Source organism: Enterobacter cloacae complex sp. P2B, from assembly GCF_014895985.1.
GTDB lineage: Bacteria > Pseudomonadota > Gammaproteobacteria > Enterobacterales > Enterobacteriaceae > Enterobacter > Enterobacter bugandensis.
In genome coordinates, this window is the sequence record NZ_JADBQQ010000006.1 from 12,837 (window position 1) to 36,213 (window position 23,377).

The window sequence follows — 23,377 nt, forward strand, 5'->3', positions numbered from 1 at the left end:
GCCGCAACAATGTGCGGCTTTTCAGATAATTGTGAAGCTTACGCGTAACCGTAGGTCATCAGACGCTGGTAACGACGGTTGAGCAGGTCTTCTTTGCTCAGGACGTCCAGATCGGCCAGGTCGGCCAGCAGCTGTGCTTTCAGGGAAGCAGCCATCACTTCCGGCTTACGATGCGCGCCGCCCAGCGGTTCCGGGATAACGGTGTCGATCAGCTTCAGCTCTTTCAGACGCGGCGCAATGATGCCCATCGCTTCCGCGGCCAGCGGCGCTTTGTCGGCGCTTTTCCACAGAATGGACGCACAACCTTCCGGGGAGATAACGGAATAGGTGCTGTACTGCAGCATATTCACTTTATCGCCCACGCCAATCGCCAGCGCACCGCCGGAACCACCCTCACCGATAACGGTACAGATGACCGGAACCTTCAGGCGAGACATCTCGCGCAGGTTGCGTGCGATAGCTTCAGACTGGCCGCGCTCTTCCGCGCCTACGCCTGGGTATGCACCCGGGGTGTCGATGAAGGTGATGATTGGCATGTTGAAACGCTCGGCCATCTCCATCAGACGCAGGGCCTTACGATAGCCTTCTGGTGCTGGCATACCGAAGTTACGACGGATCTTCTCTTTGGTTTCACGGCCTTTCTGGTGACCAATGATCATCACCGGACGTCCGTCCAGACGCGCGATACCGCCAACGATAGCTTTATCGTCAGCGTATGCGCGGTCGCCTGCCAGTTCGTCAAATTCGTCAAACGCCAGGCGGACATAATCCAGGGTGTACGGACGCTGTGGATGACGCGCCAGCTGCGCGATCTGCCATGCGCCGAGATCGGCAAAGATTTTGCGCGTCAGCTCTACGCTTTTTTCGCGCAGACGATGCACTTCTTCGTCGATGTTAATATCCAGTTTTTCATCCTGACGGCTTACCGCTGTCAGAGAATCGATTTTCGCTTCCAGCTCAGCAATCGGCTGTTCGAAATCAAGGAAATTCAGACTCATAGTATTCCTGTATTAGTCAAACTCCAGTTCCACCTGCTCCGAACCAATGAGGCCACGGAGATCGTTCAGTAAACGATCGCTCGGAGAGACACGCCACGTTGCACCAAAGCGCAACCGCGCACGTGCATCCGCCCTCTGATAGTAGAGATGTACTGGAATGGTCCCCGAGCGGTGGGGTTCCAGAGACTGACGGAGTCGGTTTAAAAGCTGGTCATCAATTTGCCTGTCCGTCAGCGAGATAGCAAGCCCGCGAGCATATTTTTCCCGGGCTTCGTCAATGTCCATCACTTCGCGGGCGGTCATTTTAAGCCCCCCGCTGAAGTCATCAAAGCTGACCTGTCCGCTGACGATAAGTATGCGGTCTTTTTCCAGCAATTGCTGGTATTTATCCAGCGCGTCGGTGAACAGCATCACCTCCAGACGCCCGGAACGGTCATCTAACGTACAGATGCCGATACGATTGCCGCGCTTGGTGACCATTACCCTTGCAGCAATCACGAGCCCCGCAGCCGTGGTGATCTTACCACGTTCTGTCGGATGCATGTCTTTAAGCCTGTGGCCGCCGACATAGCGCTCAATTTCTTTAAGATACTGGTTGATCGGGTGCCCCGTCAGGTACAGACCTAACGTTTCCCGCTCTCCATCCAGTACCACCTGTTCTGGCCACGGCTGGCAGTTGGAATAGGACTGCTCGATCTGCTCTGGCTCTTCCGCCAGCACGCCGAACATATCCGCCTGGCCAATGGCTTCCGCTTTTGCATGCTGATCGGCCGCCTTCAACGCATCGCCGAGCGAGTTCATCAGCGCGGCACGATGCGGCCCCAGCCTGTCAAACGCGCCGGACATGATCAGTTTTTCCAGCACGCGGCGGTTCAGTTTTTTGGTATCGGTACGGGCGCACAGATCGAACAGCTCACGGAAGTAGCCGCCGTTATTACGCGCTTCGATGATCGCCTCGATCGGCCCCTCACCCACGCCTTTGATCGCGCCGATCCCGTAGACGATCTCCCCGTCATCGTTAACGTGGAAATGGTACAGACCCGAGTTAATATCCGGCGGCAGGATCTTCAGCCCCATGCGCCAGCACTCGTCCACCAGGCCAACCACCTTCTCAGTGTTGTCCATATCGGCGGTCATTACCGCCGCCATAAACTCAGCGGGATAGTGGGCCTTGAGCCACAGCGTTTGATAAGAAACCAAAGCATAGGCGGCGGAGTGAGATTTGTTAAATCCGTACCCGGCGAATTTCTCCACCAGGTCGAAGATTTTCATCGCCAGTTCGCCATCGACGCCGTTTTTCTTCGCCCCATCTTCAAAGATGGAGCGCTGCTTGGCCATCTCTTCCGGCTTTTTCTTACCCATCGCACGACGCAGCATGTCCGCGCCGCCAAGGGTATAGCCGGAAAGCACCTGGGCGATCTGCATGACCTGTTCCTGATACAGGATGATGCCGTAGGTCGGCTCCAGCACCGGTTTCAGGCTTTCATGCTGCCACTGCACGTCCGGGTAGGAAATCTCTTCGCGCCCGTGTTTACGGTCGATAAAGTTATCCACCATCCCTGACTGCAGCGGGCCCGGACGGAACAGGGCCACCAGCGCGATCATATCTTCGAAGCAGTCGGGCTGCAGGCGTTTAATCAGATCTTTCATGCCGCGGGATTCAAGCTGGAAGACGGCTGTCGTCTCCGAGCGCTGCAGCATGTCGAAACTTTTCTTGTCATCAAGCGGGATGGCCGCAATATCCAGCGGCGGCTCGCCGTTCTTCTCGCGGCGGGCGTTGATCATCTCCAGCGCCCAGTTGATGATGGTCAGCGTACGCAGGCCGAGGAAGTCGAACTTCACCAGCCCGGCGTATTCCACGTCGTTTTTATCGAACTGGGTGACCGGGTGCTGGCCCGCTTCGTCGCAGTAGAGCGGCGCAAAGTCGGTGATTTTGGTCGGGGCGATAACCACGCCCCCCGCATGCTTACCGGCGTTACGCGTCACGCCTTCAAGCTTACGCGCCATGTCGATCAGCGCTTTTACCTCTTCATCAGCTTCGTAGATTTCCGGCAGCTGAGGTTCAGCTTCAAAGGCTTTTGCCAGCGTCATGCCCGGATCGGGCGGCACCAGCTTTGAAATACGATCGACAAAACCGTACGGATGACCCAGCACGCGGCCCACGTCGCGGATAACCGCTTTCGCCGCCATGGTACCGAAGGTAATGATCTGCGAAACCGCGTCACGACCGTACATATCGGCCACGTGCTCAATCACCTGGTCGCGTTTTTCCATGCAGAAGTCGACGTCGAAGTCGGGCATGGAGACACGTTCCGGGTTAAGGAAACGTTCGAACAGCAGGTCAAATTCCAGCGGATCGAGGTCGGTAATTTTCAGCGCATACGCCACCAGTGAGCCCGCACCCGAGCCACGGCCCGGACCTACCGGCACGCCGTTATCCTTCGACCACTGGATAAACTCCATTACAATGAGGAAGTAGCCCGGGAAGCCCATCTGGTTAATCACCTGGAGTTCAATATCCAGGCGTTCGTCATACTCCGGACGACGTTTTTTACGCTCTTCTTCATCCGGGAACAGGAATTCGAGACGCTCTTCCAGACCTTCTTTCGATTTCATGACCAGGAAATCTTCCGTGGTCATGTCCCCGGTCGGGAACTGCGGCAGGAAGTATTCGCCGAGGCGCACGGTCACGTTACAGCGCTTGGCAATCTCTACGCTGTTTTCCAGCGCTTCCGGAATGTCGGAGAAGAGCTCGCACATCTCCTCTTCGCTGCGCATATACTGCTGCGATGAGTAGTTCCGCGGACGCTTTGGATCGTCGAGAGTGAAGCCATCGTGGATAGCGACGCGAATTTCATGCGCGTCAAAATCGCCGGACTCCAGGAAACGCACGTCATTCGTTGCCACCACGGGCAAGCCGCGCTCTTCTGCCAGCGCGACAGCAGCGTGCAGATAGTTCTCTTCATCCTGGCGGCCGGTGCGAATCAGCTCCAGATAGTAACGATTCGGGAAGTACTCTTCATAGAACGAGACGCACTGATCCACCAGCGCGCTGTTACCGCGCAGCAGGGATTTACCGACATCGCCCATGCGGCCGCCGGAGATCAGCAGCAGCCCTTCGTTCAGCTCAGCCAGCCATTCCCTGTCAATCCACGGACCCAGCGCCCCATAACCGCGCTGATAGGCTTTTGAGATAAGCAGAGTGAGGTTTTGGTAACCCGTATTGTTCATCGCCAACACGGAGATTTGCGTCAGTTCATCGCCGATGAGATCGCTCTGCACATGGAAATCCGCACCGACGATAGGCTTCATCCCCGCGCCATGCGCCGTCCCGTAGAACTTAACCAGGCCGCACAGGTTGGTAAAATCGGTGATCGCCAGCGCAGGCATGCCAAGCGAGGCCGCCTTTTTTACCAGCGGCCCGGTCTTTGCCAGCCCATCGATCATGGAGTAGTCGCTATGCACCCGCAGGTGTACGAAACGTGGTTCAGCCATCTTCAGATCCCGCGTTACTTAATTGCTTGCGTCTTGATTCAGGACACCAGTCCCAGCGCGCGCTTCACCGGGCCAAAGCTGCGCCGATGATGTTCAGTTGCGCCATGTTCAGCCAGCTTTTCCAGATGGAAAGCCGTTGGATATCCCTTATGCTGGGCGAAACCATACGCGGGATAAGTGAGGTCCAGCGCGGCCATTTCGGCGTCGCGCGTCACTTTGGCAATAATAGACGCTGCACTGATCTCTGCGACGCGGCTGTCGCCTTTAACGACGGCCATCGAAGGCATCGGCAGCGCCGGGCAACGGTTACCGTCGATCAGCACATATTCTGGCACAACCTTCAGGCCAGCAACGGCTCGCTGCATTGCCAGCATCGTGGCGTGCAGAATATTCAGATCGTCGATTTCATTCGGCTCTGCGCGCCCGACGCTCCAGGCCAGCGCCTTCTCTTTAATTTCATCGAACAGCGCCAGACGGCGCTTCTCACTGAGTTTTTTTGAGTCGTTCAGACCCATAATCGGGCGCGTTGGATCGAGGATCACCGCCGCGGTCACCACGGCACCGACCAACGGGCCGCGCCCGACTTCATCCACTCCGGCAACGAGGTGCGTGTGGGGATAAGTAAATTCCATCATTTTGCTAACTCCAGCACTGCATCAGCCGCCTGCTCATCAGCATTACAGCGGATCTGCTGATGCAGTTCACGGAAAGTATCGTGCATCTGGTGGCTGGTCTTGCCGTTGGCCAGCAGCGGCAGCAGGGCATCCGCAAGCGCCTGCGGCTGGCACTCATCCTGCAACAGCTCTTTAACCAGCTCGCGCCCGGCAAGCAGGTTTGGCAGGGAGACATAATCCGTTTTCACCAGACGTTTTGCCAGCCAGAAGGTAAACGGCTTCATGCGATAACCGACCACCATCGGGCATTTCGCCAGCATACACTCCAGCGCTGCCGTGCCGGAAGCCAGCAGTGCGGCATCGCTTGCATACATGGCTTCCCGCCCTTTCCCGTCGAGAAGACGAACGTGAAGATCCGGGGCAACGTCGGCTTTGATACGCTCGAACTGCTCGCGGCGTTTGGCATTCACCAGCGGCACAACCACTTCAAGATCGGGCCAGGTCTGGCGAAGAATCTGCGCGGTCTTCAGGAAATCAGCGCTCAGCATCTCGACCTCTGCGCCACGGCTGCCCGGCAGCAGCGCCAGACAGTGCACATCATGCGGGATACCCAGCACGTCGCGCGCCGCGTTTTTATCCGGATCCAGCGGCATCGCATCCGCCATGGTATGACCGATAAAACGGCACGGAACATTAAATCTGTCATAAAACGCTTTTTCGAAAGGCAGGAAAGCCAGCACCAGGTTGGTGGACCGTCCGATTTTGAAAACGCGTTTCTGTCGCCACGCCCACACGGACGGACTGACATAGTGAATGGTTTTGATGCCTTGCTTTTTCAGATTACCTTCGAGGGTAATGTTGAAATCAGGTGCATCGATACCGACAAACACATCGGGTTTGAGTTCGGTAAAGCGGCGGGTGAGATCGGCACGAATATGCAGCAGGCGTCGCAGGCGCCCCAGCACCTCGACGATGCCCATCACGGCCAGCTCTTCCATTTCATACCAGGCTTCACAGCCTTCGGCCTGCATTAGCGGGCCAGCCACGCCAACAAAGCGAGCATTGGGTACGCGCGCCTTAAGCGCCCGGATGAGACCTGCACCAAGAATATCGCCGGAGGTTTCTCCGGCGACCAGGGCTATCGTAAGCGGACGACTGTCGACCATTAACGAATCAGACCCCTCGTGGAACGGTCAAAGAACTCCATGAACGCGTTCACTTCAGGATGCTTATTCGCCAGCTCGGCAATTTCCGGCTTCGCCTCTTCCAGCGTTTTACCGCTACGGTACAGCAGCTTGTACGCGTTGCGGATAGCAGTAATCGCTTCGCGGCTAAAGCCACGACGCTTGAGGCCTTCGATGTTCACGCCAAACGGCGTGGCATGGTTGCCCTGCGCAATCACATACGGCGGGACGTCCTGCGCCACACCGGAGCATCCGCCGACCATCACGTGTGCACCAACGATGCAGAACTGATGGACTGCGGTCATGCCGCCAATAATGGCGAAGTCATCAACCGATACGTGTCCTGCCAGCGTTGCGTTGTTGGCAAGAATACAGCGGTCACCCACGTTACAGTCGTGCGCAATGTGCGCATTCACCATAAACAGGTTGTCGCTGCCCACCTTCGTCAACCCACCACCCTGCACTGTTCCACGATGAATGGTGACGCTTTCGCGAATACGGTTACGATCGCCAATTTCCAGACGGGTCGACTCACCAGCATATTTCAGATCCTGGTTAACTTCGCCGATGGAAGCGAACTGATAGATCTCGTTATTGCTGCCAATGGTCGTGTGACCATTCACGACAACGTGAGATTTCAGTACTGTACCCTCACCAATTTCGACATGGGGTCCAACAATACAGAACGGGCCAATGTGGACGTTTGCGCCAATAATGGCGCCGGTTTCCACAATAGCGGTAGGATGAATAAAGGCGGATTTATCAATCACGTATCAGGACTCCCGGCTACGAGCACACATCATCGTCGCTTCGCAAACAACTTTGCCGTCAACCAGCGCTACGCCTTTGAAGCGAGTCAGGCCACGACGCGTTTTTTCAAAAGTGACTTCCATGATCATCTGATCACCAGGCACGACAGGACGCTTGAAGCGCGCTTCATCAATACCTGCGAAGTAATACAGTTCACCCGGCTCCAGCTTACCGACGCTTTTAAACGCCAGAATACCGGTAGCCTGAGCCATCGCTTCCAGAATCAACACACCCGGGAAGATAGGCTTACCCGGGAAGTGTCCCTGGAAGAATGGCTCGTTCACGGAAACATTTTTCACTGCGCGCAGAAAACGACCTTCTTCAAAATCCAGCACACGGTCTACCAGTAAAAACGGGTAGCGGTGCGGCAGAAGTTCTAAAATCTCTTCAATATGCAGAGTATGAGTGTCAGTAGTCAAAATACTCTTCCTGTCAAAATGTACTGATAACAATAATAACACGGCCTGCCGGTTTATTAGAAAGCCGACAGGCCGGGAAAGATAGCGTTAAACGGGTGACGTTTAGTCTTGTTGATCGATCTTACGCTCAAGAGACTTGAGTCGCTTGCTCATATCATCAATGTTCATCACCAGAGCTGCTGTTTTACGCCATACCTTGTTGGGTTGCAGCGGAATACCGGAGGAATAGACGCCAGGTTCAGTGATAGGACGCATTACCATGCCCATGCCCGTCACCGTCACCTTGTCGCATATTTCCATATGGCCATTAATCACGCTCGCGCCGCCAATCATGCAGTAACGACCAATTTTCAGGCTGCCCGCCATGATGACGCCCCCCGCAACCGCGGTATTGTCGCCAATCACAACGTTATGCGCAATCTGGCACTGGTTATCGATGATAACACCATTGCCAATGATCGTGTCGTCGAGTGCACCACGATCGATCGTGGTACAGGCTCCGATCTCCACGCGATCGCCAATAATAACGCGACCAAGCTGCGGGATCTTTACCCAGTTACCGCGATCGTTCGCGTAACCAAAGCCATCAGAACCAATCACGGTACTGGACTGGACGAGGCAATTTTCGCCGATTTCAACTTCATGATAAACGGACACATTGGCCCATAAACGGGTGCCAGCGCCGATTTTCGTATTTTTCCCAACGAAGCATCCAGGGCCAATGATGACGTTATCGCCCAGCTCAACGCCAGATTCAATAACCGCATTCGCGCCAACGGCCACGTTGTTACCCAGCTTAGCCGTCGGATCAATCGCTGCACTGGCAGCAATGTTCTGCGCCGGCTGCGGCGTGGTATCAAGAATTTGAGCCATGCGAGCATACGTCAGGTAGGGATTTTTCACTACCAGCGCGCTTCCAGTGGCAAAAGGAAGATCGTCCTGCGTCAGAACAACAGCTGACGCCTGGCATTGAGCCAGTTGTTCACGGTACTTAGGGCTTACCATGAAGGTAATCGTGCCAGCTTTAGCAGATTGCATGGACGCAACAGCGGTGATGACGATATCGCCATCACCGTGTAATTCTGCATCCAACTGCTGAGCTAAATCAGCCAGTCGAATTGAAGGCATTACTTATTTAACCTGTTTCAGAACATCAGCGGTGATGTCTTTAACATCGCTGCTGTTGAAAGCAACGGCGTTCGCATCAACAACCAGATCGATGCTCTGATCGGCAGCAACTGCTTTAACAGCAGTCTGAATGCGAGTCACCAGCTTGCCGCGCTCTTCGTTAGAACGACGCTGACGATCCTGCTCGAAAGCCTGCGCTTTCTGGGAGAAGGTCTGGCGCTGAGCCATAACGTCTTTTTCCAGTTTGCTGCGATCGCTTGCTTTCATGGTAGAACCATCACGCTGCAGACGCTGCATTTTGGACTGAAGATCGCCTTCCATACGCTGCAGTTCGCTCGCACGGCCTTTGAATTCGTTTTCCAGAGTCGCAGAAACACCTGTTTTCTGAGCGACTTGCTGGAACAAATTACCCATGTTGACGATTGCGATTTTGTCTGCTGCCTGAGCAGAAGTTGCCATCGCTAAACCGAGACCTGCAGCTAATAACCACTTTTTCACAATTAACTCCTTACCATCCCATTGGCACCAGAAGGTACCGTTCTTTGCGTGGCAAGGCGACCGTTTTACCGATCGCCGGTTGTCAGCGCTACACTGCCAACGCATTCCATTGCAGCGGATTATTACCAGGTTTTACCAATGTTAAACTGGAATTGCTCCGCTTTGTCTCCATCGTATTTCTTAAACGGCTGGGCGTAGGAGAAGACCAACGGCCCCAGCGGTGACATCCATTGTAATGCGATACCGGCAGACATGCGAATATTGCCCGGATCGCTATAGTCTGGAACGCCAGCCGCGCGCATCTGGGCAGTATTCTCCCAGTTGGTATCCCACACCGTACCCGCATCCCAGAAGAAGGACGTACGTACGGAGTTCGCGTATTTATCACTGATAAATGGCGTTGGGGTGATGAACTCTAAGCTGGCCACGGCCATGGCGTTACCGCCTACCGCATCATCAGATCCACAGACGTTTTTGTTACCCGAGCCATCAGTAGCTGGCTTATCACAATTATCTTTATCGTTCCCGCCGTAATAAACCGCTTTCGGACCAATGTTGTTAGACTGGAAGCCACGCACGGTGCTTGAACCACCCGCGTAGAAGTTCTCATAGAACGGCAACTCTTTACTGCCGATACCGTCACCATAGCCCCAACGGGTACGACCCAGCACCACCCACTTGTGATCGTCATCAATCGGGAAGTAGGACGCGGTATCCAGCGTCACCTTGTAGAACTCGTTATCGGAACCAGGAATGGTCACCTTACCGTTCAGGTTAACGCGAGAGCCTTCCGTTGGGAAGAAACCGCGGTCAAGACGGTTGTAGGTCCAGCCATAGTTGAAGGTGAAGTCATCTGCAGCGAAACCGTTGTCATCGCTGGAGGTACTCGCCGACTGGCCGATAGAATCCAGATAACGCCACATCGCCACCTGCGGCTGCATGTTGGACAGGTCGTTATGCACGTAACCTAAGCCCGCTCGCAGGGTGTTGTATTCGTTAACCGGGAAGCCAAGCGTTCCGTCCACACCGTAACTTTTGTTGGTGTAGGAAGACAGATCTGCATCATCCGCTTTAAAGTCGTTATAGAAGATACGACCGCCCAGGCTCACACCGTCAACGGTGAAGTATGGGTTGGTAACGGAGAACTCAGAGTAGGTCTGGTAGTCGTTTTTGGTACCGTTAATACCAACAGAGTAACCCGTACCCAGCCAGTTATCCTGCTGGACGCCTACCTGGAAACTCACGCCGCTTTCCGTGCCGTAGCCCACGCCGAAGTTAAAGCTACCGGTGTTACGCTCTTTCACTTTATAAACGACATCAACCTGATCCGGGCTGCCCGGTACACGCTGAGTTTCAGTATCTACGGTTTCAAAATAGCCCAGACGGTTCAGACGCTCTTTACCCTGGTCGACCAGGTCGCTGCCCAGCCACGCCCCTTCCATCTGACGCATTTCACGACGCAGAACGGAGTCTTTAGAGGTGTCATTACCGACGAAGCGGATCTTACGCACGTAGAAACGGTTACCCGCATCAACGTTAACGTGCAGCTTAACGGTTTTATCCGCATCGTTGATTTCCGGCTGAGTTTGTACGCGCGGATAGGCATAACCATAGCGGCCGAGCAGCTTCTTAATGCTGTCTTCCATTTTGGTGACTTTGGATCCGCTGTACAGATCGCCCGGCTGAATTTTGGTCAGCGATTCGATCTCAGCAGAATGCCCCGCCAGGTTACCACTCACTTCAACACCAGAAAGCTTGTACTGATCGCCTTCAGTGATGTTAACCGTAATGTAGATACCTTTCTTGTCCGGAGTCAGACTGACCTGAGTCGAGTCGATGTTGAAGCGGGCATAACCGCGATCCAGATAGTAGCTGCGCAGGGTTTCAAGGTCGCCCGCCAGCTTCTGTTTCTGGTATTTACGATCGCCAACCACGTTCCACCACGGCACTTCATCGCGCAGCTGGAAGGTCGAGATCAGTTCGTCGGTGCTGAACGCGTGGTTACCCACGATGTTGATCTGCTGGATCTTCGCAGAAACACCTTCCTGGAAGACCAGCTTCAGGTCAACACGGTTACGCGGGAGCGGAGTGACAACCGCTTTCACGCTGGCGCTGTATTTACCGACGCTGTAGTAGAAGTCTTCCAGACCTTTTTCAATGTCTGAAAGGGTTGTGCGGTCCAGAGATTCACCCACACGAACACCCGATGCTTCAAGGTTTTGCTTGAGCATGTCATCTTTCACCGACTTGTTGCCGGAGAAAGTGATACTGGCGATCGTTGGACGTTCTTTTACCTGTACCAGCAGCGTATCACCATCGCGCAGGACGCGGACGTCCTCGAAGTTGCCGGTGGCAAACAGAGCACGGATGGTGTTACTGATATCTTCATCATTAACCGTATCGCCGGGGCGCACAGGCATACTGAGGAGGGCCGCACCAACGGCGACACGCTGAAGGCCTTCGAAATGAATATCTTTCACTACGAACCCGTCAGCACCGTATACGGTGGCGCTGCTAAACAGCAGCGACGCTATGAGCAACTTTTTCATCGCCATCGTTATTATGCGTTCTTCCTAACTAACTCTCTTACAACCGAGAGAAATCATTGAAAAGTGCAAGCCCCATTAACAGCACCAGCAAAATCGAGCCAATGCGATAACTAAAGTCTTGAACTCGCTCGGATACCGGCCCGCCTTTTAGCTTTTCAATCGCTAAAAACAGCAGATGACCCCCGTCTAAAACGGGAAGGGGGAACAGGTTGATAATCCCAAGGTTCACGCTAATAAGCGCGAGGAACATGAGATAGTAAATCACCCCGAACTCCGCTGACATCCCAGCCCCCTGAGCAATCGAGATTGGCCCACTGAGGTTGTTCAGTTTCACATCACCGGTTATCAATTTCCCCAACATGTTGACCGTCAGCTTCATCAGTTGCCATGTTTTATCCGTGGCTTCAAGAATGGCGCTGAACGGCCCATACTGGCGTATTGTCTTGTACTCATCTGGCAGCGGGATCACTTTTGGCACAACGCCTGCAAACCCTTCTGCCTTTTTGCCGACCGACTTCGTATCCGGGATCAGCGTCAGCGAAAGCGGACTGCCTTGCCTTTCAACGTCCAGCGCGAGGGACGTCCCCGGATTATCGCGCACCAGAGTAACAAAGGTCATCCACTCTGTTAATGGTTGACCATCGACTTTAACGATCCTGTCGCCAGCTTGCAAACCCGCTTTGCTCGCCGCCGAATTTGCCTGTACTTCGGCTAATACCGGCTCAATCTGCGCGCCGCGGGGACGAATGCCCAGCGCAGCGACGGGATCCTCTTTGTCTGGCTCGAAACGCCAGTGGCGTAAATCCAGTACTTTGTCCTGACGCGCGTCTGACCCAAACGGCGATACGCTGATAGTTGTCTGCGGATCGCCAATTTTGGCTACCAGCTGCAGTCGCACGGCATCCCAATCAGGGGTTTCGATGCCATCAATCGCTTTAAGTTCCATCCCGGAGGTAATTTGCGCACTCGCCGCGATGGAGTCAGGGGCAATATCCCCCACTACCGGACGCACGCCAGGGACGCCGATGATAAACACCAGCCAGTAAGCGAAAATCGCAAAGATGAAGTTGGCTACCGGTCCGGCAGCGATGATAGCGGCGCGTTGTCCAACGGTTTTGTTGTTAAACGCACTGTGTCGCAGTTCGGGAGCGACAGGCTCAACACGTTCGTCGAGCATTTTGACGTAGCCGCCAAGCGGGATAAGGGCGATGACAAATTCCGTGCCGTGACGATCGGTGCGCGTCCAGAGTGATTTGCCAAAACCAATGGAGAATCGCTCTACCCGCACACCACAACGGCGAGCAACCCAGAAATGGCCAAATTCATGCACGGTAATCAGTACACCCAGTGCAACAATGAACGCCGCCAGATTCCAGAGAATGCTCAGCATAAAACCTTCCGTTAAATCGTCCCGAATACCAGTAAAAGCAGGCAAGCAAATACTGGAACAGCCGCTGTAAGGCTGTCAATGCGATCCAGTATACCGCCATGCCCTGGAATAAGATGTCCGCTGTCCTTAATCCCTGCTTCACGCTTAAACATACTTTCGGTTAAATCACCGAGCACTGAGGCAAGTGCAGCAAAAATCGAGCACACAAGCAGTATTGACGGTGCCACGGCCAGATCTGCCCAGACGCCATAGCCCCAGGAGATGATCGCTGCCGTAAACAAGCCGCCGATGAAGCCTTGCCAGGTTTTCCCCGGCGAAACTTTTGGTGCCAGCTTATGTTTGCCAAACAGTTTACCAAACATATAGGCCCCGGAGTCAGCCCCCCAGACGAGAATCATCACATAAAGCAGCCAGATCGCACCGCTGTAGTGGTTTTCGTCATAGTGCCAGGCGCGCAGCGCGACCATGCCCCAGAAAAACGGAACAATGGTGAGCAAACCAAAAATCAGTCGCAGCACTTTTGAATGACGCCAGATTGCGGCCGAGCCTGGATAAAAAAGCACCAGTAATAGCGCAACAACCCACCAGGCCAACGACATCCACAAGAAGCCGGCAACCAGCGGTTGATGAATATCATGGTGATATTCAGGCAACGTAAACAGCATTATGGCCAGGATAAAGCCACAGAGTACCGCAAGCCATACTCGCTGGCTGCGCGAGGTAAAGCCGCTAAACTGTCCCCATTCCCACGCGGCAAGCATGCACACTACCAGCGTGACAATGGCGAATCCCACCGGGGGCAGTAAAAACAGCGCCGCAATGACAATGGGTATTAAAACAAAAGCGGAAATCAGGCGATACTTCAGCAAAAGCTACCCCCATCAGGCTTTGTCGCCACCTGGCTCGGTGCCGCCGAAACGACGCTCTCGATTGGCAAAGGCATGCAGCGCACCTTCAAAGTCTTGTTCATCAAAATCGGGCCAGAGAACATCTGTAAAGTAAAGTTCAGCATAGGCAATTTGCCATATCAGAAAGTTACTTATGCGATGTTCCCCCCCTGTCCTAATTACCAAATCCACAGGTGCCAGTTCATTCATGCAGATTTGCTTGCTCAGCGCCTCTTCATCAATCTGGTCGGGTCTCAACAGCCCTTCCTGAACCTGTTCGGCCAGATGCCGAACGCCCTGGATAATATCCCAGCGTCCACCGTAATTCGCCGCAACGTTGAGCGTCAGACCGGTATTATTTTCCGTCAGCGCTTCTGCTTTACGAATCCGCTCCTGCAAACGTGAGTTAAAACGACTGGTATCGCCAATGATGCGCAGGCGAACGTTGTGGCGGTGCAGGCTTTTTACTTCGCTGTCTAGCGCCCACACGAACAATTCCATCAACGCAGTCACTTCCTGCGGAGGTCGATTCCAGTTTTCACTGCTAAAAGCATAGAGCGTTAACGCATCAATGCCGTTATTGGCGGCAAAAGAGACGGCGCGGCGAACAGATTTCGCTCCCGCTTTATGCCCAAAGGCTCGTATTTTCCCTTGTCTTTTCGCCCAGCGCCCGTTGCCATCCATAATGATTGCTACATGACGGCAGCCATGAGCTGGCAAGTTTTCGCTTATTGGTTGATTCGCAGACAACATAACGCGTTTTTTGTCCCTGAAAGGATTTAACGGTACTCAGGAATACTTAAGCCTGTACATAAAAAAGCCGTGTCAAACCACGGCTTACCTGACCACATAAAGTCAAATTCCTGCGATCAGGTGGCGCAGACTATATCACTGAAGCCCAACGCTAACAAATAGCACGACCACTAGTGCTTGCTTTATCACCAGCTTGCGAGACGTGTCACCTGTTTACGCGCAATATCACGAGCAGCTGTATCCACCGCCAGTACCTCTTCCACGCTTTGTGGCTCGCGCAAATCCATCATTTCCAGTACCGATAAATTTAAGGTCGCGATATCGGTAAAACGGATCTGCTGATTCAGAAATGCGTCAACGGTAATTTCATTGGCTGCATTCAGTGCCGTCGTCGCCGCCTGCCCCTGGTCAAAGGCGTTCATTGCAAGCTTCAGACAAGGATAACGATCGTAGTCTGGTTCACTGAACGTCAGAGAACTGAGCTTACAGAAATCAAGCGGCTTCACGCCGGATTTCACCCGGTTCGGCCATGCCATTGAATGGGCAATAGGCGTACGCATATCCGGCTCGCCGAGCTGTGCCAACACGCTGCCATCCTGATAGCGCACCATCGAGTGAATCACCGACTGCGGGTGGATCAGTACTTCCATCTGTTTCGCCGACGCATTAAACAGCCAGCGCGCTTCAATGTATTCCAGACCTTTGTTCATCATGGTGGCAGAATCCACGGAGATTTTACGCCCCATTGACCAGTTCGGATGACGGCACGCCTGATCCGGCGTCATTACGCGCAGTTCAGACAGTGGCGTTTCACGGAACGGGCCACCAGACCCGGTAAGCAGAATCGACACAACGCCATTCTGCTCCAGGTCAGCGTACCCCAGGTTCTGTTGAAAAGGTTGCGGTAAACTCTGAAAAATGGCGTTATGCTCGCTGTCGACCGGTAAAAGACGCGCCCCGCGCTGTTTTACCGCGTCCATAAACAGACGTCCGCAGGTCACCAGCGACTCTTTATTGGCGAGCAAAACATCTTTACCGGCATCGATCGCAGCAAGAGTCGGCAGCAGCCCGGCCGCGCCGACAATGGCCGCCATAACCTGGTCAACCTCATCCAGCGCCGCCATCTCGCAGGCCGCCTGCTGGCCACTCAGCACCTCGGTTCGGCTGCCCTTCTCACGCAGTTGGGCTTTTAGCAGGCGCGCGCTCTCTTCGTCATCCATCACCGCATAGCGGGGCATAAACTCCAGGCACTGCTCGACCATACGCTGCACATTCTTACCGGCCACCAGCGCCGTCACGGTGTAAAGTTCAGGATTATGGCGGACGACGTCGAGGGTACTGCAACCAATGGAACCGGTTGAGCCGAGGAGTGTTAAATGCTTCATGAGATGCCCGAAAAAAGTTAGACCAGATAAAAGCAAAACGCCGCCAGCAAGACCCGAAGTCCCTCTGAACGGCGTTTATCAGTGTACGACAGAAATCAGAACTGCATCAGTTCCGCTTCTTTTTCTGCCAGCGCCGCATCAATTTTCTTGATGGCAGCGTCGGTCATTTTCTGAATGTCGTCCTGAGAACGACGATCGTCATCTTCGCTGATCTCTTTTTCTTTCAGCAGTGCTTTCACTTTATCGTTCGCATCGCGACGCACGTTACGCACGGAGACACGACCCTGCTCAGCTTCACCGCGAACCACTTTGATGAGATCTTTACGACGCTCTTCCGTCAGCGGAGGCAGCGGAACGCGGATGTCAGCACCCGCTGAGCTAGGGTTCAAACCCAGGTCAGAAGCCATGATCGCTTTCTCAACGGCCGGGCTCATAGAGCGATCGAAGACGTTGATTTTCAGCGTACGGGTATCTTCAACCGTCACGCTCGCAAGCTGACGCAGAGGGGTTGGCGTACCGTAGTATTCTACGATGATGCCATCCAGCAGGCTTGGGGAAGCACGGCCAGTACGGATTTTGCTGATTTGGTTTTTGAACGCTTCTACGCATTTGTCCATGCGTACTTCAGCATCTTTTCTGATGTCGTTAATCACGTTACGAATCCTTGAAAACTTGTCTCAGGCAGACTATCCGCCAGCACAGCGCTACAGGTGTGCTAAGTATAGTCGCGTTTAATTCATGACAACGCCAAAGGCGCGTCCAGGTAAGATACCACTACAAAGTAAAGCGGAATCTTACCTGTATTTATCGTCGACGGAAATTATTCCGTGATCAAAGTGCCTTCTTTTTCGCCCATGACCACGCGACGCAGTGCGCCAGGCTTGTTCATGTTGAAGACACGGATCGGCAGTTTGTGGTCGCGAGCCAGCGTGAAGGCAGCAAGATCCATCACTTTCAGCTCTTTATCCAGCACTTCGCTGTAGCTCAGCTGATCGTACATGGTCGCAGAAGGATCTTTTGCCGGGTCGGCAGTAAACACGCCGTCTACTTTGGTCGCTTTCAGCACCACATCGGCTTCAATTTCGATACCGCGCAGGCAGGCAGCGGAATCGGTGGTAAAGAACGGGTTACCCGTACCGGCGGAGAGGATCACCACGCGGTTGTTGCGCAGCAGGCTGATGGCCTCTGCCCAGCTGTAATTATCGCATACGCCATTCAGGGGAATCGCGGACATCAGGCGGGCATTCACGTAGGCGCGATGGAGCGCATCACGCATTGCCAGGCCATTCATCACGGTTGCCAGCATACCCATGTGGTCGCCCACAACGCGGTTCATCCCCGCTTTCGCCAGACCAGCACCACGGAAAAGGTTGCCACCGCCAATGACCACGCCAACCTGGATACCCAGTTCGACCAGTTCTTTGATTTCCTGTGCCATGCGATCAAGGATGCTTGCGTCAATACCGAAGCCTTCCGATCCCTGCAGCGCTTCGCCACTCAGCTTAAGCAGAATGCGTTTGTACACGGGTTTTGCATTGGTAGCCATGTTTCTTTCCTGAGACTGTCAACGATTAAGATGGGAGTTAATTCTGGCGACATAATATGCCGCAAATCAGCACGGCGATACTGGAGCCTGTCTGATTTCCTGTGACGGGTGACAAAAAGAAGCCGCCCTCAGGCGGCTCCTTTTCAATCATTAAGACTGCTTGGACATTGCAGCAACTTCTGCTGCGAAGTCAGTCTCAACTTTCTCGATGCCTTCGCCCACTTCGAAGCGGATGAAGCCAGTTACGTCAGCGTTGTGCTCTTTCAGCAGCTGAGCAACAGACTTGCTTGGATCCATAACGAAAGGCTGGCCAGTCAGAGAAACTTCGCCGGTGAATTTCTTCATGCGGCCTTCAACCATTTTCTCTGCGATTTCTTTTGGCTTACCAGACTGCATCGCGATGTCCAGCTGAACCTGGTACTCTTTCTCTACCACTTCAGCAGACACGTCTTCTGGCTTAACGAATTCTGGTTTGCTTGCAGCGATGTGCATTGCCAGCTGTTTAACCAGCTCTTCGTCAGCGCCTTTAGCCGCAACCAGAACACCGATACGTGCGCCGTGCTGGTAAGAACCCAGTACTTCGCCTTCCAGGGAAGATACGCGACGGATGTTGATGTTCTCACCGATTTTAGCAACCAGCGCAACACGTTCTTCTTCGAACTGTGCTTTCAGAACTTCAACGTCAGTGATTTTGCCAGCAACAGCTGCGTCCAGAACTTTGTTCGCAAATGCCTGGAAACCGCCATCTTTAGCAACGAAGTCAGTCTGGCAGTTAACTTCCAGAATGATGCCGTAGGTGCCGTCGATTTTAGTGATGATCACGCCGTCAGCAGCAACGTTGCCTGCTTTCTTAGCTGCTTTGATCGCACCGGATTTACGCATGTTTTCGATTGCCAGCTCGATGTCGCCGTTCGCTTCAGTCAGCGCTTTTTTGCAATCCATCATGCCTGCGCCAGTACGCTCGCGCAGCTCTTTTACCAGGGATGCGGTAATTTCAGCCATTCTTAAATCCTCGGGAGATGTGAACTGCCCGGCCGGAGGCCAAACAGTGTAAATTGAAAAAAGGGGCCGATAATGGGCCCCTATTCATACACGGTACTAATAAGGGGTAAAACCTTATTATTCAGCTTCTACGAAGCTTTCTTCCGCCTGAGAAGCCAGATCCTGGGAACGGCCTTCACGAACGGTAGCAGCTACAGCGCTCAGGTACAGGCTAACAGCACGGATTGCGTCGTCGTTACCCGGGATAACGAAGTCAACACCGTCCGGATCGGAGTTGGTATCAACGATAGCGAATACCGGGATACCCAGGTTGTTAGCTTCTTTGATAGCGATGTGCTCGTGGTCTGCATCGATTACGAACAGCGCGTCTGGCAGGCCGCCCATATCTTTGATACCGCCCAGGCTGTTTTCCAGCTTGTCCAGTTCACGAGTGCGCATCAGCGCTTCTTTCTTAGTCAGCTTGTCGAAAGTACCGTCCTGAGACTGGGTTTCCAGATCTTTCAGGCGCTTGATGGACTGACGAACAGTTTTCCAGTTGGTCAGCATGCCGCCCAACCAGCGATGGTTCACGAAGAACTGGTCGCAGCTGTTAGCAGCATCTTTCACAGCTTCGCTTGCAGCGCGCTTAGTACCAACGAACAGAATCTTACCTTTACGGGAAGAGATCTTGTTCAGCTCAGCCAGGGCTTCGTTGAACATTGGTACAGTTTTCTCAAGGTTGATGATGTGAACTTTGTTACGCGCGCCGAAGATGAAAGGCTTCATTTTCGGGTTCCAGTAACGGGTCTGGTGACCAAAGTGAACACCAGCCTTGAGCATGTCGCGCATGGAAACAGTTGCCATGTTTTAAAACCTCTATATTGAAAGTTGGGGTTATGCCTCCACGTATCCCATATTACCGACCCCGAAGGGCACCCCGGAATATGTGCCGATACGTGTGTGTTGTTACACAAAGTGAGATTTGTCGCTTCCGTCCAGCCTGTGTATCTGAGATGGATCGGAAGTCCGGCGCGCTTTATACCACAAAACACGACCAGAAACCAACAGTTGTTGGCGGAGTGTGCTGTTAATGATTCTCAATTTGGCACGGGGCGTGCCTGCCTGATACCATTGACGACACTTAGACTAGTATTGTCGAAAAAATCGACACCGATGGACAGATTACATGGCTATCTCTATTAAGACACCTGAAGAAATTGAAAAGATGCGCGTCGCCGGTCGTCTGGCCGCGGAAGTGCTGGAAATGATCGAGCCGTTCGTGAAGCCGGGCGTCAGCACCGGCGAACTGGATCGCATCTGTAATGACTATATTGTTAACGAGCAGCACGCGGTTTCCGCCTGTCTCGGCTACCACGGTTTCCCGAAATCCGTCTGCATCTCTATTAATGAAGTGGTTTGCCACGGTATTCCGGACGACGAAAAACTGTTGAAAGATGGCGACATCGTCAACATCGACGTGACCGTTATTAAAGACGAGTACCACGGTGACACCTCGAAGATGTTCATCGTTGGCAAACCAACGATTCTGGGCGAGCGTCTGTGCAAAGTGACGCAAGAGAGCCTGTACCTGGCGCTGAAAATGGTTAAGCCGGGCATCCGCCTGCGCACCCTCGGTGCCGCAATTCAGAAATTCGTGGAAGCGGAAGGTTTCTCCGTGGTGCGCGAATACTGCGGTCACGGCATTGGCCGCGTCTTCCATGAAGAGCCGCAGGTTCTGCACTATGATGCCGATGACGGCGGCGTGGTGCTGCAAAAAGGGATGACCTTCACCATCGAACCGATGGTCAACGCCGGTGACTACCGCATTCGCACTATGAAAGACGGCTGGACGGTGAAAACCAAAGACAGAAGCTTGTCTGCCCAGTACGAGCATACTATTGTGGTAACGGACAACGGCTGCGAAATTATGACGTTGCGCAAGGATGACACCATCCCGGCGATACTGACGAACATTGAGTGATAAGAAGCCGGCAAATGCCGGCTTTTTTAATGGCGATAGCTTTTTCTTATGGGTGGCGCACGATGAGCAATCTATTACCCGAACAGTATGCTAACACAGCACTTCCCACCCTCCCCGACCAGCCCGATAACCCGGGCGTCTGGCCGCCGCACGAGCTGACCTGCGCGCACATAAAAGCCCATATGGATGTTTTCCACCGCTGGCTGGGCAGCGCGTTCGACGCGGGCGTCTCTGCCGAGCAGCTCATCGAAGCGCGCACCGAATTTATCGATCAGCTCCTGCAGCGTCTGTGGATCGACTACGGTTTCGGGCAGGTGAGCGACGTCGCGCTGGTTGCCGTCGGGGGCTATGGCCGCGGGGAGCTGCATCCGCTTTCCGATATCGACCTGCTGATCCTAAGCCGCAAAAAGCTTCCGGACGAACAGGCGCAGAAAATAGGCGAGCTGCTGACTCTGCTGTGGGACGTCAAGCTTGAAGTGGGCCACAGCGTGCGCACCCTGGAAGAGTGTCTGCTGGAGGGGCTCTCGGACCTGACCGTCGCCACCAACCTGATTGAAACCCGCCTGCTGATTGGCGACGTCGCGCTGTTCCTGGAGCTGCAAAAGCATATTTTCAGCGACGGCTTCTGGCCATCCGAGAAATTCTTCGCCGCCAAGGTCGAGGAGCAAAACCAGCGCCACCAGCGCTACCACGGCACCAGCTATAATCTTGAACCCGATATTAAAAGCAGCCCCGGCGGCCTGCGCGACATCCACACGTTACAGTGGGTCGCCCGTCGTCACTTTGGCGCCACCTCGATGGACGAGATGGTCGGCTTTGGCTTCCTGACCGAGGCCGAGCGTAACGAGCTAAACGAGTGTCTGCACCTGCTGTGGCGCATCCGTTTTGCCCTGCATCTGGAAGTTACCCGCTACGATAACCGCCTGCTGTTTGACCGTCAGCTCAGCGTAGCGCAGCGGCTGAACTATCAGGGCGAAGGCAACGAGCCGGTTGAGCAGATGATGAAGGATTTCTTCCGCGTCACCCGCCGGGTCACCGAGCTGAACCAGATGCTGTTGCAGCTGTTCGACGAGGCCATTCTGGCCCTGACTGCCGACGAAAAGCCGCGCCCGATTGACGATGAATTCCAGCTGCGCGGCACGCTGATCGATCTGCGCGACGAAACGCTGTTTATCCGCGAGCCGGAAGCGATCCTGCGGATGTTCTATACCATGGTGCGCAACAGCACCATCACCGGGATCTACTCCACCACCCTGCGCCATCTGCGCCACGCGCGCCGCCATCTGACGCAGCCTTTGTGTTACATCCCGGAAGCGCGCTCGCTGTTCCTGAGCATGCTCCGCCATCCGGGTGCCGTCAGCCGCGGGCTGCTGCCGATGCACCGTCACAGCGTGCTGTGGGCCTATATGCCGCAGTGGTCGCACATCGTCGGGCAGATGCAGTTCGATCTGTTCCACGCCTACACGGTGGATGAACACACCATCCGCGTGATGCTCAAGCTGGAAAGCTTTGCCAAAGAAGAGACGCGCTCCCGCCACCCGCTGTGCGTGGAGCTGTGGCCGCGCCTGACCCATCCGGAACTGATCCTGATTGCCGCCCTGTTCCACGACATCGCCAAGGGCCGCGGCGGCGATCACTCGGTGCTGGGCGCGCAGGACGTGCTGAAATTTGCCGAACTGCACGGTCTCAACTCGCGCGAAACGCAGCTGGTCGCCTGGCTGGTGCGCCATCACCTGCTGATGTCGGTTACCGCACAGCGTCGCGATATTCAGGACCCTGAGGTTATTAAGCAGTTCGCCGAAGAAGTTCAAACGGAAAACCGTCTGCGCTATCTGGTCTGCCTGACGGTGGCCGATATTTGCGCCACCAACGAGACCCTGTGGAACAGCTGGAAGCAGAGCCTGCTGCGCGAGCTGTACTTCGCCACCGAAAAACAGCTGCGACGCGGGATGCAAAACACCCCGGACATGCGCGAGCGCGTGCGTCATCACCAGCTGCAGGCGCTGGCGCTGCTGCGGATGGATAACATTGATGAAGAAGCGCTGCATCAGATTTGGGCCCGCTGCCGTGCCAACTATTTTGTGCGCCACAGCCCAAACCAGCTTGCCTGGCACGCGCGGCACCTGCTGAAGCACGATCTGTCTCAACCGATGATCCTGCTGAGCCCGCAGGCCACGCGAGGCGGAACGGAGATATTCATCTGGAGCCCGGACCGGCCTTATCTGTTTGCTGCCGTCTGCGCCGAGCTGGACAGGCGTAACCTGAGCGTTCACGACGCGCAGATTTTTACCACCCGCGACGGCATGGCGATGGATACTTTTATCGTGCTGGAGCCGGACGGCAGCCCGCTGTCCTCGGACAGGCATGAAGGGATACGCTTCGGTCTGGAGCAGGCGATCACGCAGCGCAGCTGGCAGCCACCGCAGCCGCGCCGTCAGCCGGCGAAACTGCGTCATTTTACTGTCGATACCGAGGTCAACTTCCTGCCGACCCACACCGACCGTAAATCGTTCCTGGAGCTGATCGCGCTCGACCAGCCAGGGCTGCTTGCCCGCGTCGGCCAGGTTTTTGCCGATCTGGGAATTTCGCTTCATGGGGCCCGAATTACAACCATTGGCGAGCGAGTAGAAGATTTATTTATAATCGCCACCGCCGACCGGCGTGCCCTTAATAATGACCTGCAGCTTGAAGTGCAACAACGGTTGACAGCAGCCCTCAATCCAAACGATAAAGGGTGACGTGTTTTTTAGTAAAATGGA

At 54.4% G+C, this 23,377-nt stretch carries 19 protein-coding genes; 2 read left to right on the forward strand and 17 right to left on the reverse strand.

The window, feature by feature from the left end; genetic code table 11:
• Positions 1-38: 38 nt before the first annotated feature.
• The 17 genes from accA to rpsB all read right to left on the reverse strand — a co-directional run bounded on the left by accA (position 39) and on the right by rpsB (position 19,501).
• The gene (gene accA / locus IM313_RS05315) at positions 39-998 is read right to left on the reverse strand and encodes an acetyl-CoA carboxylase carboxyl transferase subunit alpha (RefSeq protein WP_013095666.1); all 960 of its coding nucleotides are present in this window, start codon (positions 996-998) and stop codon (positions 39-41) included.
• Positions 999-1,010: 12 nt separating this feature from the next.
• On the reverse strand, positions 1,011-4,493 hold the full coding sequence (gene dnaE / locus IM313_RS05320) for a DNA polymerase III subunit alpha (protein ID WP_041911187.1): 3,483 nt from the start codon (positions 4,491-4,493) through the stop codon (positions 1,011-1,013).
• A gap of 38 nt (positions 4,494-4,531) precedes the next feature.
• Entirely contained in the window at positions 4,532-5,128 is a 597-nt protein-coding gene (rnhB, locus tag IM313_RS05325) for a ribonuclease HII (RefSeq protein ID WP_028015588.1), read from the reverse strand.
• Positions 5,125-6,273 (reverse strand): lipid-A-disaccharide synthase, encoded by a 1,149-nt coding sequence (gene lpxB, locus IM313_RS05330; RefSeq protein ID WP_041911188.1) that lies wholly within the window; start codon positions 6,271-6,273, stop codon positions 5,125-5,127. Before lpxB ends, rnhB begins: the two co-directional genes overlap by 4 nt.
• On the reverse strand, positions 6,273-7,061 hold the full coding sequence (lpxA, locus tag IM313_RS05335) for an acyl-ACP--UDP-N-acetylglucosamine O-acyltransferase (protein WP_192971628.1): 789 nt from the start codon (positions 7,059-7,061) through the stop codon (positions 6,273-6,275). Before lpxA ends, lpxB begins: the two co-directional genes overlap by 1 nt.
• Before the next feature lie 3 nt (positions 7,062-7,064).
• A complete protein-coding gene (gene fabZ, locus IM313_RS05340; RefSeq protein ID WP_010426706.1) occupies positions 7,065-7,520 on the reverse strand; it encodes a 3-hydroxyacyl-ACP dehydratase FabZ in 456 nt (151 codons plus the stop codon).
• 102 nt (positions 7,521-7,622) lie between these two features.
• On the reverse strand, positions 7,623-8,648 hold the full coding sequence (gene lpxD, locus IM313_RS05345) for a UDP-3-O-(3-hydroxymyristoyl)glucosamine N-acyltransferase (protein WP_028015585.1): 1,026 nt from the start codon (positions 8,646-8,648) through the stop codon (positions 7,623-7,625).
• A 3-nt stretch (positions 8,649-8,651) separates the two neighbouring features.
• Positions 8,652-9,146, reverse strand: a complete 495-nt coding sequence (gene skp / locus IM313_RS05350; RefSeq protein ID WP_014882635.1) for a molecular chaperone Skp — start codon at positions 9,144-9,146, stop codon at positions 8,652-8,654.
• Between the two features lie 122 nt (positions 9,147-9,268).
• Entirely contained in the window at positions 9,269-11,701 is a 2,433-nt protein-coding gene (gene bamA / locus IM313_RS05355) for an outer membrane protein assembly factor BamA (RefSeq protein WP_126300286.1), read from the reverse strand.
• Between the two features lie 31 nt (positions 11,702-11,732).
• Complete coding sequence (rseP, locus tag IM313_RS05360; protein ID WP_192971627.1) at positions 11,733-13,085, reverse strand: sigma E protease regulator RseP; 1,353 nt, start codon at positions 13,083-13,085, stop codon at positions 11,733-11,735.
• A gap of 11 nt (positions 13,086-13,096) precedes the next feature.
• Positions 13,097-13,954: a phosphatidate cytidylyltransferase gene (gene cdsA, locus IM313_RS05365; protein ID WP_192971626.1), complete on the reverse strand. Its 858-nt coding sequence runs from the start codon at positions 13,952-13,954 to the stop codon at positions 13,097-13,099.
• 12 nt (positions 13,955-13,966) lie between these two features.
• Positions 13,967-14,725 carry a (2E,6E)-farnesyl-diphosphate-specific ditrans,polycis-undecaprenyl-diphosphate synthase gene (ispU, locus tag IM313_RS05370; protein WP_028015581.1) on the reverse strand — a complete coding sequence of 253 codons (759 nt, stop codon included), beginning with the start codon at positions 14,723-14,725 and terminating at the stop codon, positions 13,967-13,969.
• A 185-nt stretch (positions 14,726-14,910) separates the two neighbouring features.
• Positions 14,911-16,110 (reverse strand): 1-deoxy-D-xylulose-5-phosphate reductoisomerase, encoded by a 1,200-nt coding sequence (gene ispC / locus IM313_RS05375; protein ID WP_150144885.1) that lies wholly within the window; start codon positions 16,108-16,110, stop codon positions 14,911-14,913.
• Between the two features lie 95 nt (positions 16,111-16,205).
• Positions 16,206-16,763: a ribosome recycling factor gene (gene frr / locus IM313_RS05380; RefSeq protein WP_003856180.1), complete on the reverse strand. Its 558-nt coding sequence runs from the start codon at positions 16,761-16,763 to the stop codon at positions 16,206-16,208.
• A 167-nt stretch (positions 16,764-16,930) separates the two neighbouring features.
• Entirely contained in the window at positions 16,931-17,656 is a 726-nt protein-coding gene (pyrH, locus tag IM313_RS05385; RefSeq protein WP_008501910.1) for a UMP kinase, read from the reverse strand.
• A 150-nt stretch (positions 17,657-17,806) separates the two neighbouring features.
• Positions 17,807-18,658, reverse strand: a complete 852-nt coding sequence (gene tsf / locus IM313_RS05390) for a translation elongation factor Ts (RefSeq protein WP_028015579.1) — start codon at positions 18,656-18,658, stop codon at positions 17,807-17,809.
• Between the two features lie 117 nt (positions 18,659-18,775).
• Positions 18,776-19,501 carry a 30S ribosomal protein S2 gene (rpsB, locus tag IM313_RS05395; protein WP_003856207.1) on the reverse strand — a complete coding sequence of 242 codons (726 nt, stop codon included), beginning with the start codon at positions 19,499-19,501 and terminating at the stop codon, positions 18,776-18,778.
• A gap of 322 nt (positions 19,502-19,823) precedes the next feature.
• On the opposite strand from rpsB, the gene map reads away from it, so the two are divergent.
• Together map and glnD are read left to right on the forward strand one after the other, a co-directional pair.
• Complete coding sequence (map, locus tag IM313_RS05400) at positions 19,824-20,618, forward strand: type I methionyl aminopeptidase (protein WP_028015578.1); 795 nt, start codon at positions 19,824-19,826, stop codon at positions 20,616-20,618.
• A gap of 62 nt (positions 20,619-20,680) precedes the next feature.
• Entirely contained in the window at positions 20,681-23,356 is a 2,676-nt protein-coding gene (glnD, locus tag IM313_RS05405) for a bifunctional uridylyltransferase/uridylyl-removing protein GlnD (protein ID WP_008501914.1), read from the forward strand.
• Positions 23,357-23,377: the final 21 nt, after the last annotated feature.